Genomic DNA, 16,111 nt, shown 5'->3' on the forward strand with positions numbered 1-16,111 from the left:
GTTAGCTGTTCACCCGGCCGAGGTAGTCGCCGGAGCGGGTGTCGACCTTGATCTTCTCGCCCGTGCTGATGAACAGCGGGACGCCGATCTCGTAGCCGGTCTCCAGGGTGGCGGGCTTGGTGCCACCGGTGGAGCGGTCGCCCTGGACGCCCGGGTCCGTGTGCTGGATGGTCAGCTCGACGGCGGCCGGCAGCTCGACGTAGAGCACCTCGCCCTCGTGCTGGGCGACGGAGGCGGTGAAGCCCTCGATCAGGAAGTTGGCGGCGTTGCCGACAGCCTTGCGGTCGACCATGAGCTGGTCGTACGTGTCCATGTCCATGAAGACGAAGTACTCGCCGTCCATGTACGAGAACTGCATGTCGCGCCGGTCGACGGTGGCCGTCTCGACCTTCACGCCGGCGTTGAACGTCTTGTCGACGACCTTGCCGGACAGCACGTTCTTGAGCTTGGTGCGCACGAAAGCCGGGCCCTTGCCGGGCTTGACGTGCTGGAACTCGACGACGGACCAGAGCTGGCCTCCGTCGAGCTTGAGCACCATGCCGTTCTTGAGGTCGTTCGTGGAAGCCACGGTTGCGGAATCTCCTGGACTGAAGCTGGTGGAACGACCGAGGACGCGCGCTAGAGCGCGAGCAGCTCCTTGGTCGTAATGGTGAGTAGCTCGGGTCCGCCGTCCGCCTCGGGGCGCACGACGAGCGTGTCATCGATCCGGACTCCGCCCCGGCCCGGGAGGTGGACCCCCGGTTCGACGGTGACCGGCACACAAGCGTCCAGTTTACCCATGGCATCGGGTGCCAGCTGCGGGTCCTCGTCGATTTCGAGCCCCACCCCATGGCCCGTCCAGGGTGCGAGGCCCTCACCGTGCCCCGCGGAGTCCAGGAGATGACGGGCCGCGCGGTCCACGTCGCGGTACTCGGCTCCGGGCACCAGAGCCTCGCGGCCGGCCCTCTGAGCGGCGAAAACCAGGTCGTAGAGCTCGATCTGCCAGTCGGCCGGGGCCGTTCCGATGACGAAGGTGCGGCCGATCTCGCAGCGGTAGCCGCGGTAGTTCGCGCCGAGGCGGACGGAGAGGAAATCTCCTTCCTCCACACGCCGGTCCGAGGGCCTGTGGCGGCCCAGACCGGAGTGCGGGCCGGTGGCGACGGAGGTCGCGAAGGCGGGGCCGTCGGCGCCGTGGTCCACCAGCCGGCGTTCCAGTTCCAGCGCCAGGTGCCGTTCGGTGCGGCCGACGAGGATCGATTCGAGGAGTTCACCGAGTGCCTGGTCGGTGATCTCGGCGGCGATCCGCAGGCAGCCGATCTCCTCCTCGTCCTTGACGATGCGCAACTGCTCGACGGTGACGCCGAGATCGGCCAGCCGGAGCCTGGGTGCGACCGAGGCCATGGCCCGGTGCCGCGAGACCGTCAGATCGTGTTCCTCGACGGCCAGGGACTCCGCGCCGCCCGCCGCGGCCAGGTCCGCCGCGGCGACCACCGGATCGCCGCCGGCCACCGGCAGCAGGTCCACCCGCAGGTGTTCGTCGGGGCGCCCATCGGCCGGGTCGCCGGTCGGGGGGCGGGGGCAGAGCAGGACGTCCTCGCCGGGGCCGAGCAGCAGCACGGCACCCGGGGGCGCCCCGCCGGCCAGGTAGCGGACGTTGGCGGGGCGGGAGACCAGGGCGGCCGCGGATCCGACTGCGGCGCACCGGTCGCGGAGCAGTCCGCGTCGGACGGCGTACACCTCTGACATGCGTCGAGCGTACGAGCGCGTGGCGCGGCCCGCCCGGTCAGCGCATCCGACCGGGGGGGGCGGGGCGCTGTCCTACCAGGCCGGGGGGCTGGCCAGGGACCGGGCGAGTATGTCGTCCAGGACCCGGGCGGTGGTCTCCACGTCGTAGGTGGAGTTGTCGATGATGGGCAGCCCCGAGCCGTACCAGCCCGCCATCCGGCCGTGGATACGGGCGACCTCCTCGTCGGAGAGCCTGCGGTTGCCGCTGCGCGCGGCGTTGCGCTCCAGGACGATCTCCAGGCCGGGCAGCAGGACGACGGGCAGGAGCCCGGGGCCGACGTGGCGCTTCCAGCCGCCGAGGCCGACGACCGGCCGGTCGGGGAAGACGGCGTCGTCCAGGATGCAGGAGATCCCGTTGGCCAGGAAGTTGCGGGCGGCGAAGCCGCAGGTGCGGCGGGCCAGCCGGTACTGGGCCTCGGACTGGTCGTTCCACCCGGCCTGCGGGTCGGCGAAGCCGGAGCAGACCCACTCGCGGACGTCGTCCAGGCTGACGTGGGCGGTGGGCACCCGGCGGCGGGCCGCCCAGAGCCTGGCCACCGTGGTCTTGCCGGCGCCGGCCGGGCCGATCAGGAGCACGGCGAGCGTCGCGTTGCCGGTGCCCGGCCCGGCGGGCGGCGCGGGCAGCGGAACCGGTCTGCCGGGCGGCAGCTGGACGTGCCCGGTGGTCTCGCGGGTGGCGGGGGCCGGGGCGTGCTGCGGGGCGGGCCCGGACCAGCCCTGGCCCTGGCCCTGCGGGGCGGGCGGTGCGGCGGGCGGCGGGCCCGGGTGCCCGGCCGGGGGCCGGGACGGCGGGCCCGCCGGGGGCGGGACCGGCGGGCCGGGGTGCTGGGCCCCGGGCGACCAGCCGAGAGGGCCGGGTCCGGGTCCCTGGGGCGGAGGCAGCGGGGCCCCCACTGCGTGCTGCATCCGGTGCAACTCCGTCTCGTACAGGCAACTGGCGCTGGTGGAACGGCAACCGTACCTTCCCCGGCCGCCACACGGACAACGGCCGGGGAGGGTCCACAGTGCCCCGCCGGCCGGTCGGCCTTCCCCTGCGGGGCGGTGGATCAGTCCGTCGACCCGTCCGCGAGCGCGCGCAGGGCGAGCCGGTAGGAGCCGATGCCGAATCCCGCGACGGTCCCGGTGGCGACCGGTGCGACCACCGAGTGATGGCGGAATTCCTCACGCGCGTACGGGTTCGAGATGTGCACCTCGATCAACGGGGCGGTGCGCTGAGCTGCCGCGTCCCGCATCCCGTACGAGTAGTGCGTGAAGGCGCCCGGGTTGAGAACGACCGGAATTGAACCGTCCGCGGCCTCGTGCAGCCAGCGGATCAGCTCGCCCTCGTCGTTGGTCTCGCGGACGTCCACGTCGAAGCCGAGCTCCTTGCCGAGGGTGCGGCAGGCCTCGACGAGTCCGGCGTACGAGGTGGAGCCGTAGACGTCGGGTTCGCGGGAGCCGAGCCGGCCGAGGTTGGGGCCGTTGAGCACGAGGACCCTGCGGGTCATGCCGAGACCTCCCCGTAGGCGGCGAGCAGCACGGCCGGGTCGGGGCCCTCCAGGACGGTGGGCTTGCCGAGGCCGTCCAGGACGATGAAGCGCAGCAGGTCGCCGCGGGACTTCTTGTCGACCTTCATGTTCTCCAGCAGCTTGGGCCACTGGTCGCCCCGGTAGGTGAGCGGCAAGCCGACGGATTCCAGGATGGCGCGGTGCCGGTCGGCGGTGGCGTCGTCGAGCCGGCCGGCGAGGCGCCCGAGTTCGGCGGCGAAGACCATGCCGACCGAGACGGCGGCGCCGTGGCGCCACTTGTAGCGCTCGTTCTTCTCGATCGCGTGGCCCAGGGTGTGGCCGTAGTTGAGGATCTCGCGCAGCCCGGACTCCTTGAGGTCGCTGGAGACGACCTCGGCCTTGACCCGGATGGAACGCTCGATCAGCTCGGCGGTGTGCGGCCCCTCGGGGCCGCGCGCGGCCTGCGGGTCGGCCTCGATGAGGTCGAGGATCGCCGGGTCGGCGATGAATCCGGCCTTGATGATCTCGGCCATGCCGGAGACGTAGTCGTTGACCGGAAGCGAGTCCAGGGCGGCCAGGTCGCAGAGCACGCCGGCCGGCGGGTGGAAGGCGCCGACGAGGTTCTTGCCCTCGGCGGTGTTGATGCCGGTCTTGCCGCCGACGGCCGCGTCGACCATGCCGAGCACGGTCGTCGGTACGGCGATCCAGCGCACCCCGCGCAGCCAGGAGGCGGCGACGAAGCCGGCGACGTCGGTGGTGGCGCCGCCGCCGATGCCGACGATGACGTCGGTGCGGGTGAAGCCGGTCTGGCCGAGCGCCTTCCAGCAGTAGGCGGCGACCTCGACGGTCTTGGCCTCCTCGGCGTTGGGCAGCTGGATCGCGATGGCCTCGTAGCCCTGGCCTGCGAGGTCCTGGCGGACCGCCTCGCCGGTCTCGGCGAGTGCCTCGGGGTGGAGGACCGCGACGCGCTTGGCGCGCTCGCCGATGAGCGTGGGCAGCTCGCCGAGGAGCTGCCGGCCGATCAGCACCTCGTACGGGTCGGTGCCCGCGCTGCCGGTGATCTGGACGCGGGTGTGTGCCTGCTCCGTCATGGGTGTGTTCTCCCGGCCGGACTGGGGTGCGTCCGGCAGTTCCAGTGCGTCGAGGACCGCCTGTGCGACCTCTTCGGGTGTGCGCTCGTCGGTGGCGACGACCGTGCGGGCGACCTCCGTGTAGAGGTGGCGGCGGGCCTCCATCAGCTCGCGCCACTGCCGGCGCGGGTTGACCGCGAGCAGCGGGCGCGCGGTGTTGAGGCCGACCCGCTTGACGGCCTCGTCCACGTCCATCGAGAGGTAGACGACCGGGTGGCCGGCGAGCAGGGCGCGCGTCCGTTCGTCCAGGACGGCCCCTCCGCCGAGCGAGAGGACGCCCGCGTGCTCGGCGACGGCGGCCCGGACGGCCTCCCGCTCCAGCGCGCGGAAGTGGTCCTCGCCCTCGTCGTAGAAGATCTCCGCGATGGGCTTGCCTGCCGTGGCGACGACATCGGCGTCGGTGTCCCGGTAGCCCGTGCCCAGACGGGCGGCGAGCAGTTCACCGACGGTCGATTTGCCGACACCCATCGGTCCGACCAGGACGATCAGCGGAGCGCTCATCGGATCTGGAGGTGGTCGAGGTACGACTGCACGTTGCGGTGGGTCTCGGGCACGCTGTCGCCGCCGAACTTCTCCGCGACGGCGTCGGCCAGGACCAGGGCGACCATCGCCTCCGCGACGATGCCGGCCGCCGGAACGGCACAGACGTCGGAGCGCTGGTGGTGGGCCTTGGCCGGCTCGCCGGTCACCACGTCGATGGTGGCCAGGGCGCGCGGCACGGTCGCGATCGGCTTCATCGCGGCGCGGACGCGGAGCAGCTCACCGGTGGTGAGCCCGCCCTCGGTGCCGCCGGCCCGGCCGGAGGCGCGCTTGATGCCGTCCTCGGTCGCCAGGATCTCGTCGTGCGCCTTGGAGCCGGGCACCCGGGCGAGGTCGAAGCCGTCGCCGACCTCGACGCCCTTGATGGCCTGGATTCCCATGAGCGCACCGGCGAGGCGGGCGTCCAGCCGGCGGTCCCAGTGCACGTGCGAGCCGAGGCCGACCGGCACTCCGTACGCCAGCACCTCGACGACGCCGCCGAGGGTGTCGCCGTCCTTGTGGGCCTGGTCGATCTCGGCGACCATCCGCTTGCTCGCGTCGGCGTCGAGGCAGCGCACCGGGTCGGCGTCGAGCCTGTCCACGTCGGCGGGGACCGGGTAGACCCCGTACGGCGCCTTGGCTGCGGCCAGCTCCACGACGTGGGAGACGATCTCGATGCCGGCGGTCTCCTTGAGGTAGGAGCGGGCGACGGCGCCGAGGGCGACACGGGCGGCGGTCTCCCGGGCGCTGGCGCGCTCCAGGACCGGCCGGGCCTCGTCGAAGCCGTACTTCTGCATCCCGGCGAGGTCGGCGTGACCGGGCCGGGGGCGGGTCAGCGGGGCGTTACGGGCCTGCTCGGCCAGCACCTCGGGGTCGACCGGGTCGGCCGACATGACCTGCTCCCACTTGGGCCACTCGGTGTTGCCCACCATCACGGCGACCGGGGAGCCCATGGTGAGCCCGTGCCGCACGCCGCCGAGGAAGGTGACCTCGTCCCGCTCGAACTTCATCCGCGCGCCGCGGCCGTAACCGAGCCGCCGCCGGGCGAGCGCGTCCGCAACCATCTCCGTGGTGACCGGGACGCCGGCGGGAAGACCCTCCAGCGTCGCCACCAGTGCGGGGCCGTGCGACTCCCCCGCGGTCAGCCAGCGCAACCTGCTCAACGGTGCTCCTCATGCTCGCGCCTGAAATCCAACGGCGCGACCGGGTGCGCGGCCCTGGCCCGCCGCCCCCGATCCTCCCACGGCCGCGGCTCCGGGACGGCCGCCGGTCCAGCAGACGGACGGAAGGACGGGGACCGGGCAGGCGTCAGCGGGCGGCCAGCGCCTGTTCTCCGGCCTTGCGCATGGCGGCCAGGGGCGCGGGTGAGCGGCCGGTCATCTGCTCGACCTGGAGGACGGCCTGGTGCACCAGGAGATCGAGACCTCCGAGGACTGTGCCCCCGCGCTCGGCCCAGGCGGAGGCGAGCCGGGTGGGCCACGGCTCGTACAGCACGTCGAACAGCGTGCCGGGACGCTCCGGCACGGCACCGGCCAGCGCGTCGGCCGCCCCGGCGGGGGTGGTGGCGATGACGAGGGGCGCGGCGAGCGCCCGGTCGGCCTGTGCCCAGTCGGCGATCCGGACGTCGACGCCGAGCCGTTCGCCCCAGCCGCGCATCTCGTCGGCGCGGGCCGCGCTGCGCACATAGGCGGTGACGGGTCCGGCACAGATCCCGGACAAGGCGGCCAACGCGGAGGAAGCCGTCGCCCCGGCGCCGAGGATCGCGGCGGACTCCACCGTCCCGACGCCGCGTTCACGCAGTGCGGCGATCATGCCGGGGATGTCGGTGTTGTCCCCCGTGCGGCGCCCGTCCTCGCCGAGGACGACGGTGTTCACGGCCTCCACGGAGGCGGCGGTCGCGCTGATTCCGTCCAGCAACGGGATGATCGCCCGCTTGAGCGGCATGGTGAGCGAGAGCCCCGCCCAGCTCCCGTCCAGCCCCTCGATGAACCCCGGCAGCGCCTGCTCGTCGACCTCGAACCGGTCGTACGACCAGTCGTCGAGGCCGAGTTCGGCGTACGCGGCCCGGTGCAGGACCGGGGAGAGCGAGTGGGCGATGGGCGAGCCGAGGACGGCTGCCCGGTGGCGCCGGTCAGTCGAGGCCATGCAATTCCTTGAACTTCTTGTTGAGCTTCTCGTGTTCCGCAGCCGTCTTGGTGAACTGGGTCTTCTTGCCGTCGAGCGAGATGAAGAACATCCATCCGTCGGCGGTGGGATTGAGCGTTGCGCGCAGGGCTTCGTCGCCGGGGTTCCCGATGGGACCGGGCGGGAGACCGGCGTGGTAATAGGTGTTATACGGATCCGGATTAGTACGAATCTCCTTCGTCCTGATCGTGATCTCGCTCTGCTTCTTGAGGTAGTTGAACGCCGAGTCAAATTCGAGCAGTCGATTCGTGGCCGTGTTGTCAGGCTTCAGCCGGTTGTAGACGACCTCGGCCATCTTGCGGAAGTCGTCATGCGTGAGACCTTCCGCCTGGACGAGGCTGGCCACGGTAAGCACCTGCCAGGGACCGTCCAGCTTGTACTTCTTGGCGGTTCCTTCGAGGTCGAGCTTCTCGTATTCCTCGTTCGACCGGGAGACCATCTTCTTGAGAATCGCCTCCGGCTTGGTTTCCTTCGTCACCGGATACGCGGCCGGGTAGAGGAATCCTTCCAGCGGGTCCTTGATGTCCTTGTTCTTGCTCGCCCAGCCGGGCAGGCCCAGATCGGACTTCATGGACTTGGCAATGCCCTGGGTCGTGCCCTTCTTGAGGTCCAGCTTCTTGTCGACCATCGCGTAGACGGCCACATTGCGGGTTCCCTCGGGAATCACCAGAAGGTTCTGGCTCTTCGGGTCGACCATCATCTTCACGGCCTCGGACGCCGACATCTCCGAATGAAGGAGATAGACCCCGGCCTGGATCGACTTCCCCTTGGGGTTCTCGTTCTGGGCGGAGACGAAGGCGTCGACGCTCTTGACGACGCCCGCCTTCTTCAGGATGTTGCCGATGTCGTAGCCGTACGCGCCCTTCGGGATCTCCACCTCGACCGAGCCCGAGCCGGTGCCCGAGTAGTCCGGGGCCGCGCCGAACCTGTCCTTGTAGAAGGAGTAGCCGTAGTAGCCCGCGCCGGCGACGCCGCCGACCAGGACGAGGGAGACGACCAGGCAGGCGCAGCCGCTGCGGCCCTTTTTCTTCTTGCCCTTGCCCCGGCGCTCGCCGCCGTCCCCGCGGCGGGACTCGCGGGGGTCGTCGTCCTCGTCGTCGTAGTCGTCGTCCTTGGCGCCTTTGCCGTCCTTCTCGTCCACGCCCGTGAAGAACGGGTGGGTCTCCTCCGGCTGCTGCTCGGGGTCCCAGTCCGGGTGCGGCTCGGGCGCCTCGGCGGGGGCGGCCTCGCGGCGGCCCGGGGGCTGCGGGGGCGGGTAGGCGTCAGGGGTGCCGTAGTAGTCGTTCGTCTCGCCGTAGCCGTACGTGGCGACGGGCTGGCCCTCGTACGGCGGCATCGCGGCCGCCTGCTGGCCCGTGTCCCAGGAGGGGTCGTAGGGCTGCTGCTGGTTGTACGGGTCCTGCTGGTTGTACGGCTCCTGCTGGTTCCCGTACGCCTGCTGCTGTTGGTACTGCTGCTGGGCGTACGGGTCCTGCTGCTGTTGCTGCGCGTAGGGATCGTGCGGCTGCTGCTGGTACGGGTCGTACTGGCCCTGCGGGTAGGGCTGCTGCTGTCCGCCGTACTGGTTCTGGCCGCCGTCGTACTGGCCCTGCGGGTAGGACTGCTGCTGCCCGCCGTACTGGTCCTGGCCGTCGTACTGGCCCTGGCCGTGGGCAGGCTGCTGGCCGCCCCATCCCTGGTCCCCGTACAAGGGGTCCTCGGGATGCCACGGTTCGGAGCCGGGGCCCCGGCCATACTCAGTCATCGATCCCCTAGAGCCGCGAGACGATGTCCCGTCTCTTTGCTGTGCGGTGTCCGTCCGACCACCGCCGCATCGCGCGGAACGTTACCGTAATGCGATCAGACAACCACTTCGACGCCCTCGCCGGGAGGATTGCCCGACGCCCGCTCGGACTCCAGAGCGTTCTGAAGGATCACCACAGCGGCAGCCTGATCGATGACGGAACGGCCCTTTTTGGACTTCACGCCCGAGGCGCGCAGCCCCTGACTCGCCGTCACTGTGGTCATCCTCTCGTCCACCAATCGCACCGGAATGGGTGCAACCGCGCGAGCGAGCACGTCGGCGAAGGCGCGGACCTTGACGGCGGCCGGCCCCTCCCCGCCGCCCAGGGAGCGCGGGAGGCCCACGACGACCTCGATCGGCTCGTACTCCGCGACGATCTGGCCGAGCCGCCGGTGGGCGGCCGGGACGTCGCGTCCCGGCACGGTCTCCACCGGCGTCGCGAGGATGCCGTCGGGGTCGCAGGAGGCGACCCCGATCCGGGCGTCCCCGACATCGATCGCCAGCCGGCGACCGCGGCGCATCCGCGGCATGTCCGGCGTCACGCCGTCTCGGTGACGAGGCGTTCGACGGCGGCGACGGCGTCACCGATCGCGTCCGGGTTCTGGCCGCCGCCCTGGGCGACGTCCGGCTTCCCCCCGCCCCCGCCGCCGAGGGTCTTGGCGGCCGTGCGGACGAGGTCGCCGGCCTTGAGGCCGCGCTCGCGGGCCGCCTCATTGGTCGCGATGACGGTCAGCGGGCGCCCGTTGGCCGTCGTGAACAGGGCGACCACGGCAGGGCGACCGCCCTGGATACGGCCGCGCACGTCCAGGACGAGCCTGCGCAGGTCGTCGGCGGATGTGCCGTCCGGGACCTGGCCGGTGACCAGGGCGACGCCCCGGACGTCCTTCGCGGAGCCGGCGAGGCCCGCGGCGGCCGCGAGGACCTTCTCCGCGCGGAACTTCTCGATCTCCTTCTCGGCGTCCTTCAGCTTGCCGAGCATGCCCGCGATCTTCTCCGGCAGCTCCTCGGAGCGGCCCTTGACCAGTTCCTGGAGCTGGGCGACGACCGTGTGCTCCTTGGCGAGGAAGTTGTACGCGTCGACGCCGACGAGGGCCTCGATGCGGCGCACGCCGGAGCCGATGGACGACTCGCCGAGCAGCTTGACCAGGCCGAGCTGAGCGGTGTTGTGCACGTGCGTGCCGCCGCACAGCTCCTTGGAGAAGTCGCCGATGGTGACGACGCGGACCCGCTCGCCGTACTTCTCGCCGAACTCGGCGATCGCGCCCTGCTTCTTGGCGTCGTCGATCGACATGACCTCGGCCTGCACGTCGAGCTCGCGGGCCAGGACCTCGTTGATCTTCTGCTCGACGTCGGTGAGGACCGTGCCGGGTACGGCGGCGGGCGAGCCGAAGTCGAAGCGGAAGCGGCCCGGGGAGTTCTCCGAACCGGCCTGGGCGGCCGTCGGGCCGAGCGCGTCGCGCAGCGCCTGGTGCGTGAGGTGCGTCGCGCTGTGGGCGCGGGCGATGGCGCGGCGGCGGGTGGAGTCGATGGCCGCGTAGGCGGAGGAGCCGACCGTCACCTCGCCGACCTGGACGGAGCCCTTGTGGACGGAGACGCCGGGGACCGGCTGCTGGACGTCGCGCACCACGATGACGGCGCCGCTGTCGAGACGGATGCGGCCCTGGTCGGCGAGCTGGCCGCCGCCCTCGGCGTAGAACGGGGTGCGGTCGAGGACGACCTCGACCTCGTCGCCCTCGGTAGCCGCGGGCGAGGGGACACCGTCGACGAGGAGGCCGACGATCGTCGACTCGCCCTCGGTCATGGTGTAGCCGGTGAACTCGGTGACGCCGGAGTTGTCGGCGACCTGGCGGTACGCGGACAGGTCGGCGTGGCCGGTCTTCTTGGCCTTGGCGTCGGCCTTGGCCTTGGCGCGCTGCTCCTGCATGAGGCGGCGGAACCCGTCCTCGTCCACGGACAGGCCCTGCTCGGCGGCCATCTCCAGGGTGAGGTCGATCGGGAAGCCCCAGGTGTCGTGGAGCAGGAACGCCTTGTCGCCCGGGAGCACCCGGCCGCCGGCGGCCTTGGTCTCGGTGACGGCGGTCTCCAGGATGTTGGTGCCGCCCTTGAGGGCCTTGAGGAAGGCGGCTTCCTCGGCGAGCGCGACCGTCTCGATGCGCTTGCGGTCGGTGATCAGCTCCGGGTACTGCTGGCCCATCGTCTCGATCACGACGTCGACCAGCTCGTTCACGACGGAGCCGGTCGCGCCCATCAGCCGCATGTTGCGGATGGCGCGGCGCATGATGCGGCGCAGCACGTAGCCGCGGCCCTCGTTGCCGGGGGTCACACCGTCGCCGATGAGCATGACGGAGGTGCGGATGTGGTCGGCGACCACGCGGAGCGAGACGTCGGTGGTGTGGGCCGCGCCGTAGCGCACACCGGTCAGCCCGGTGGCCCGGTCCATGACGACGCGCAGGGTGTCGGTCTCGTACATGTTCTGCACGCCCTGCAGGATCATCGCGAGGCGTTCGAGGCCGAGGCCGGTGTCGATGTTCTTGGACGGCAGGTCGCCGAGGATCGGGAAGTCGTCCTTGCCCTCGCCCGCGCCGCGCTCGTACTGCATGAAGACCAGGTTCCAGATCTCCACATACCGCTCGTCGTTGACGGCCGGGCCGCCCTCGGCGCCGAACTCGGGGCCGCGGTCGTAGTTGATCTCGGAACAGGGGCCGCAGGGGCCGGGGACGCCCATGGACCAGAAGTTGTCCTTCTTACCCAGACGCTGGATGCGCTCGGCGGGGACGCCGATCTTGTCGCGCCAGATGGCCTCGGCCTCGTCGTCGTCCAGGTAGACGGTGATCCACAGGCGCTCGGGGTCGAGCCCGAAGCAGCCGTCCGCCACGGAGCCGGTCAGCAGCTCCCAGGCGTACTCGATGGCGCCTTCCTTGAAGTAGTCGCCGAAGGAGAAGTTGCCGCACATCTGGAAGAACGTGCCGTGCCGGGTGGTCTTGCCGACCTCTTCGATGTCCGGCGTGCGCACGCACTTCTGCACGCTGGTGACGCGCGGGGCGGGCGGCTTGACCTCACCGAGGAAGTACGGCTTGAAGGGCACCATGCCCGCGGGGACCAGCAGCAGAGTCGGGTCGTCCGCGATGAGCGACGCCGAAGGGACAACGGTGTGACCGCGCTCCTCGTAGAAGCTCAGCCAGCGGCGGCGAATTTCTGCCGACTCCATCAGTGGTCCTCATTCCGGTTGTACGAGTGGTAGGGAAGCTTGCGGTAGGCGGCGGGGGCCGCGGGCGCCTCGGGCTCGGCGGCCTCGACGGCGAGGTTGCGCCGCACGGGGAGTTCGGGGCCGGCCGGTGCCTCCAGGCCCAGCGCCTCGCCCAGTTCGGCCTCGCGCCTGACCATGCCGTCGCGGACGTCCAGCGCGAAGTCCTTGAGCTTGTGACCTGCGACGAGAGCCTTGTCGGCGGCCTGCGCCGCGAGGCTCTCGGGGGTCAGCTGCTTGATCTTCCGGTTGACCTTGGTGGTGGCCCACACCCCGGCGGCTGCGCCGGCGGTGAACCAGAACGTACGGCGGAACATCGCTGCGTCAGTCCTTCGATCCGCGGGAATTTCTGCCGTCGCGCTTCCTGCCGCGCGCCGACGGCACGGTCCGGCCGACGATCACCGAGCGCCTCGAACGCGCCTCCGGTTCGGGAGCGGACTTGCGGCCGATGGCCTGCCGCACCCCGTAGCCGAACGCCGCTACCTTGACCAGCGGGCCGCCGAAGGCGGAGGCGACGGTAGTCGAGAGCGCCGAGGCGTTGGAGGTGACCTCCTGTACGTCCGTCGCGATCGCGTCGACCTTGTCGAGCTGGGTCTGCGCCGAGCGTACGGTCGCGGAGGCGTCCGCGAGCAGGGGGACGGCCTGTTCGGTCACGTCCGCCACGAGTTTGGTGGTCGCTCTGAGCGTCTGGGCGAGCCTCACCAGCACGACGGCGAGGAACGAAACCAGGATCGCCCAGAAGACGGCCACCAGGATTCCGGCCACCTCACCACCGGACACAGTGCACCCGCGCTCTCTGGCTTGTCGTCTGTCTTGTTTCTCCTGCTCCTCGGCGAGGGCCGCCGGAGGGCCTGTCGTCACATTCCCGTCGTTCGCCCGGCCGGCAGACGGGAATGGGACGACAGGCCCTGGCGGCCGGTCGCCGTCCCCCGAGCCTATCGCGCCAGGGCTCACGCCCCGTACCGCATGACCGGCCGGGCCGCAGGAGTTCGGGCAACGAGATTGTACGGAGAGCTTTCAAGCCAGTACTCTGCGTGTTTCATGCGACGCCCTCAGCGCCCACTGCCGCCCGCCGACGATTCCGCTTCCCCGGCCGCCGCCGGAGACGATGGCGCGCACCCGCTGCCGGGCAACCTCCCGGCCGAGCTGAACCACTTCGTGGGCCGCGAGAACGAGCTTTCGGATGTCGCCCGGATGCTGGAGGAGTCCCGGATCGTCACCGTCATCGGGGTGGGCGGCGTGGGCAAGACCCGGCTGGCCACGCGGACGGCGGCGCTTCTGGAGAAACGGTACTGCGACGGGGTGTGGCTGGTGGAGCTGTCCACCGTCCACGACGCCGGGCTGCTGGAACACGCCGTCGCCGACGCGCTGGGCCTCACCGATCACACCCCCCGGCCGCCCCGCACGGCGCTGATCGAACACTGCGCCGACCGTGACCTCCTGCTGGTCCTCGACGGCTTCGAACACCTGGTGGACGACTGCGCCGCGCTGGTACGGGACCTGCTGCGCCGCGCCCCCGGGCTGCGGGTGCTCGCGGCCGGCCGACTGCCACTGGAACTGGCGGGCGAGGCCGTCTACCCGCTCGCCACCATGACCGACGAGGACGCCCTGCGGCTCTTCGCCGAGCGGGCCGCCGGGGTGCGGCCGGACTTCCGGCTGACCGAGCACAGCCTCGGCCCGGCCCAGGAGCTGTGCCGGCGGCTGGACGGGATCCCGCTCGCTCTGGAACTCGCGGCCGGGCGGCTGCGCGCGTTGTCGACCGAGCAGGTGCTGCAACGGCTCGACGACCGGTTCCGGCTGCTGACCGGCGGCAGCCGCAGCGCGCTCGACCGGCACCAGACGCTGCGTACGGCGATCGGCTGGAGCCATGAACTCTGCGCCCCGCCGCAACGGCTGCTGTGGGCCCGGCTCTCGGTCTTCGCCGGGCAGTTCGACCTGGAGGCGGCCGAGTACATCTGCAGCGGCCCCGACCTGCCCGCCGACTCCGTGCTCGACGTACTCTCCGGGCTGCTCGCCCACTCCGTGGTGCTGCGCGAGGACTCCCCCGCGGGCACCCGCTACCGGATGCTGGACACCGTGCGCGAGTACGGCGCCGAGTGGCTGGCGGCCACCGGGGACACCGACCGGCTGCGCAGGCGGCACCGGGACTGGTTCCTGGGGCTCGCGACCTGGTGCGAGCTGGACTGGTTCAGCCCCCGGCAGGCGGAGGTCGCGGCCCGGGTGGAGAGCGAGCTGCCCAATCTGCGCCGGGCCATGGAGTGTTCACTGGAATCGCCGCGGGAGGCGCATCTCGCCCAGTACCTGGCGGGCACGCTCTGGTTCCTGTGGGTCGGCTGCGGGCGGCTGTCCGAGGGCCGGCACTGGCTGGACCACGTCCTGGAGGAGGAGACCCCGTACGACGCCTCGCGGCTGAAGGCCCTGTGGGTGCTGGGGTACGTCGCGGTGCTCCAGGGCGACCCGGTCGGCGCGATCTCCGCCCTCACCGAGTGCCGGGAGGAGGCGGAGGAGGCAGGAGACGCCACGGCCGCCGCGTACGCCGTGCACCGCACCGGCTGCCTGGCCCTCGTCACCGACGACCTGGAGCGCGCCCGGGACCTGCTGGACGACGCGCTCGGCCGCTACCGCGAACTGGGCGAGCTGAACAGCAACGTCCTGATGGCCCAGGTCGAACTGGCCATGTCCACCGGCTTCCTGGGCGATCTGGAGCGGGCGGCGGTGATCTGCGAGGAGGTCCGGGACATCTGCGAGGACCACGGCGAGCAGTGGGCCCTGAGCTACGCGCTGTACGTCCTGGCCTACGCCACCTTGCAGCGCGGGCGCCCGGAACGGGCGCGGGAGCTGCTCAAGAAGTCGCTGTCCATCAGCCACACCTTCAACGACCTGCTCGGCACCGTCCTGTCCCTGGAGCTGCTGGCGCTCGTCACGGTGACCGAGGGCGACGCGGCCGAGGCGGCACTGCTCCAGGGGGCCGCCGACCGGATCTGGCCATCGGTGGGGCTGCCGCTGTTCGGCTCGGCGCACTACGGGGTGCCCCGGGCCCGTTGCGAGGAGCTGGCCCTGCGCGAGCTGGGCGAGAGGCGGTACGCGAGCGCCCTGCGGGCGGGCGGTGAGCTGGGGCCCGACGCGGTGGTCGGCCGGGCACTCCTGGGCCGTCCTGCCGGGCGGGAGCAGGCTCGGGCGGGCACCGACGAGCCTGCCGGGGGCGCCCCGCCCCCGCCCGGCAGGACGCGAAAGCCCGCCGCCTCCCCGGTATCGGGAAGGGGCGGGCCTGAGCGCCGGTGACGAGCGGCTACGCCTGGATCAGCGGGCGTAGTACTCGACGACGAGCTGCTCGTCGCAGATCACGGGGATTTCCTTGCGGTTCGGGTCCCGGTCAAGGCGGAAGGCCAGGGCCTTCAGGTTCACCTGCAGGTAGCGCGGGGTCTCACCGTCGGTGTCGTAACCACCCTCGCGAGCAACCTGGAAGGGGTGCTTGTCGCGGCTGCGCTCACGGACCATGACGATGTCGTCCGGGCGGACGCGGAACGACGGCTTGTCGACCTTGCCGCCGTTGACCTCGATGTGGCCGTGGACGACCATCTGGCGCGCCTGGTAGATCGTCTTGGCGATACCGGAACGCAGGACCAGCGCGTCGAGGCGGCGCTCGAGCTCGACGACCAGCGCCTCGCCCGTCTTGCCCTCGGCCTTCTTGGCGCGGTCGTAGGCACGCGCCATCTGGCGCTCGCTGATGTCGTACTGCGCACGCAGACGCTGCTTCTCCAGCAGACGGACCTTGTAGTCCGAGTTCTGCTTGCGGCCGCGGCCGTGCTCGCCCGGCGGGTAGGGGCGGGCCTCGAAGTACTTGACCGCCTTCGGCGTCAGCGCGATGCCGAGCGCACGGCTCTTCTTGACCTTGGGACGCGACTGATTAGGCACGTTCTCCAGACCTCCGTTGTAGGTTAGGTTAGGCTCACCTTACTCAAGGAGATCGCATGTCTCGCCCTGGGAACACCACACACGT

14 protein-coding genes are annotated in these 16,111 nt (G+C 71.3%); 1 reads left to right on the plus strand and 13 read right to left on the minus strand.

Translation table 11 applies throughout. From position 1 onward, the window contains the following. Nucleotide 1 precedes the first annotated feature (1 nt). The 12 genes from efp to B082_RS0108470 form a co-directional block, all read right to left on the minus strand. A complete protein-coding gene (gene efp, locus B082_RS0108410; RefSeq protein WP_018551370.1) occupies nt 2-568 on the minus strand; it encodes an elongation factor P in 567 nt (188 codons plus the stop codon). Nucleotides 569-618: 50 nt separating this feature from the next. After that, a complete protein-coding gene (locus tag B082_RS0108415; RefSeq protein ID WP_037709703.1) occupies nt 619-1,725 on the minus strand; it encodes a M24 family metallopeptidase in 1,107 nt (368 codons plus the stop codon). 72 nt (nt 1,726-1,797) lie between these two features. After that, a complete protein-coding gene (locus tag B082_RS0108420) occupies nt 1,798-2,670 on the minus strand; it encodes a Pro-rich N-terminal domain-containing protein (protein ID WP_018551372.1) in 873 nt (290 codons plus the stop codon). Between the two features lie 140 nt (nt 2,671-2,810). Beyond that, the gene (gene aroQ / locus B082_RS0108425) at nt 2,811-3,251 is read right to left on the minus strand and encodes a type II 3-dehydroquinate dehydratase (RefSeq protein WP_018551373.1); all 441 of its coding nucleotides are present in this window, start codon (nt 3,249-3,251) and stop codon (nt 2,811-2,813) included. Continuing rightward, nucleotides 3,248-4,882, minus strand: coding sequence for a 3-dehydroquinate synthase (gene aroB / locus B082_RS0108430; RefSeq protein ID WP_018551374.1), 1,635 nt, complete (start codon nt 4,880-4,882; stop codon nt 3,248-3,250). The genes aroQ and aroB overlap by 4 nt, the downstream gene beginning before the upstream one ends. After that, nucleotides 4,879-6,063, minus strand: a complete 1,185-nt coding sequence (gene aroC, locus B082_RS0108440) for a chorismate synthase (protein ID WP_026249556.1) — start codon at nt 6,061-6,063, stop codon at nt 4,879-4,881. Before aroC ends, aroB begins: the two co-directional genes overlap by 4 nt. A gap of 145 nt (nt 6,064-6,208) precedes the next feature. Continuing rightward, nucleotides 6,209-7,045 (minus strand): shikimate dehydrogenase, encoded by an 837-nt coding sequence (locus B082_RS0108445; protein ID WP_018551376.1) that lies wholly within the window; start codon nt 7,043-7,045, stop codon nt 6,209-6,211. Next, a complete protein-coding gene (gene mltG, locus B082_RS0108450) occupies nt 7,032-8,828 on the minus strand; it encodes an endolytic transglycosylase MltG (RefSeq protein ID WP_026249557.1) in 1,797 nt (598 codons plus the stop codon). The genes B082_RS0108445 and mltG overlap by 14 nt, the downstream gene beginning before the upstream one ends. A gap of 95 nt (nt 8,829-8,923) precedes the next feature. Further along, nucleotides 8,924-9,397, minus strand: a complete 474-nt coding sequence (gene ruvX, locus B082_RS0108455) for a Holliday junction resolvase RuvX (protein WP_199783776.1) — start codon at nt 9,395-9,397, stop codon at nt 8,924-8,926. Nucleotides 9,398-9,405: 8 nt separating this feature from the next. Then, complete coding sequence (gene alaS, locus B082_RS0108460; protein WP_018551379.1) at nt 9,406-12,075, minus strand: alanine--tRNA ligase; 2,670 nt, start codon at nt 12,073-12,075, stop codon at nt 9,406-9,408. Further along, the gene (locus tag B082_RS0108465; RefSeq protein ID WP_018551380.1) at nt 12,075-12,428 is read right to left on the minus strand and encodes a DUF6167 family protein; all 354 of its coding nucleotides are present in this window, start codon (nt 12,426-12,428) and stop codon (nt 12,075-12,077) included. Before B082_RS0108465 ends, alaS begins: the two co-directional genes overlap by 1 nt. A gap of 7 nt (nt 12,429-12,435) precedes the next feature. Next, on the minus strand, nt 12,436-12,876 hold the full coding sequence (locus B082_RS0108470; protein ID WP_018551381.1) for a DUF948 domain-containing protein: 441 nt from the start codon (nt 12,874-12,876) through the stop codon (nt 12,436-12,438). Nucleotides 12,877-13,152: 276 nt separating this feature from the next. Between B082_RS0108470 and B082_RS0108475 the strand changes: the two genes are divergently transcribed. After that, on the plus strand, nt 13,153-15,393 hold the full coding sequence (locus B082_RS0108475; RefSeq protein ID WP_018551382.1) for an ATP-binding protein: 2,241 nt from the start codon (nt 13,153-13,155) through the stop codon (nt 15,391-15,393). 18 nt (nt 15,394-15,411) lie between these two features. On the opposite strand, the gene rpsD is transcribed toward B082_RS0108475, so the two are convergent. Beyond that, on the minus strand, nt 15,412-16,026 hold the full coding sequence (gene rpsD / locus B082_RS0108480; protein ID WP_018103888.1) for a 30S ribosomal protein S4: 615 nt from the start codon (nt 16,024-16,026) through the stop codon (nt 15,412-15,414). Nucleotides 16,027-16,111 lie beyond the last annotated feature (85 nt).

This window comes from Streptomyces sp. ATexAB-D23 (assembly GCF_000373645.1).
Taxonomy (GTDB): Bacteria; Actinomycetota; Actinomycetes; order Streptomycetales; family Streptomycetaceae; genus Streptomyces; species Streptomyces castrisilvae.

Bases quoted from the DNA above. Each gene is read 5' to 3' on its own strand.
- alaS (WP_018551379.1), bottom strand. From the start codon at position 12,075: ATGGAGTCGGCAGAAATTCGCCGCCGCTGGCTGAGCTTCTACGAGGAG.
- aroQ (WP_018551373.1), bottom strand. From the start codon at position 3,251: ATGACCCGCAGGGTCCTCGTGCTCAACGGCCCCAACCTCGGCCGGCTC.
- ruvX (WP_199783776.1), bottom strand. From the start codon at position 9,397: ATGCCGCGGATGCGCCGCGGTCGCCGGCTGGCGATCGATGTCGGGGAC.
- B082_RS0108465 (WP_018551380.1), bottom strand. From the start codon at position 12,428: ATGTTCCGCCGTACGTTCTGGTTCACCGCCGGCGCAGCCGCCGGGGTG.
- B082_RS0108445 (WP_018551376.1), bottom strand. From the start codon at position 7,045: ATGGCCTCGACTGACCGGCGCCACCGGGCAGCCGTCCTCGGCTCGCCC.
- mltG (WP_026249557.1), bottom strand. From the start codon at position 8,828: ATGACTGAGTATGGCCGGGGCCCCGGCTCCGAACCGTGGCATCCCGAG.
- B082_RS0108475 (WP_018551382.1), top strand. From the start codon at position 13,153: ATGCGACGCCCTCAGCGCCCACTGCCGCCCGCCGACGATTCCGCTTCC.
- B082_RS0108415 (WP_037709703.1), bottom strand. From the start codon at position 1,725: ATGTCAGAGGTGTACGCCGTCCGACGCGGACTGCTCCGCGACCGGTGC.
- aroB (WP_018551374.1), bottom strand. From the start codon at position 4,882: ATGAGCGCTCCGCTGATCGTCCTGGTCGGACCGATGGGTGTCGGCAAA.
- B082_RS0108420 (WP_018551372.1), bottom strand. From the start codon at position 2,670: ATGCAGCACGCAGTGGGGGCCCCGCTGCCTCCGCCCCAGGGACCCGGA.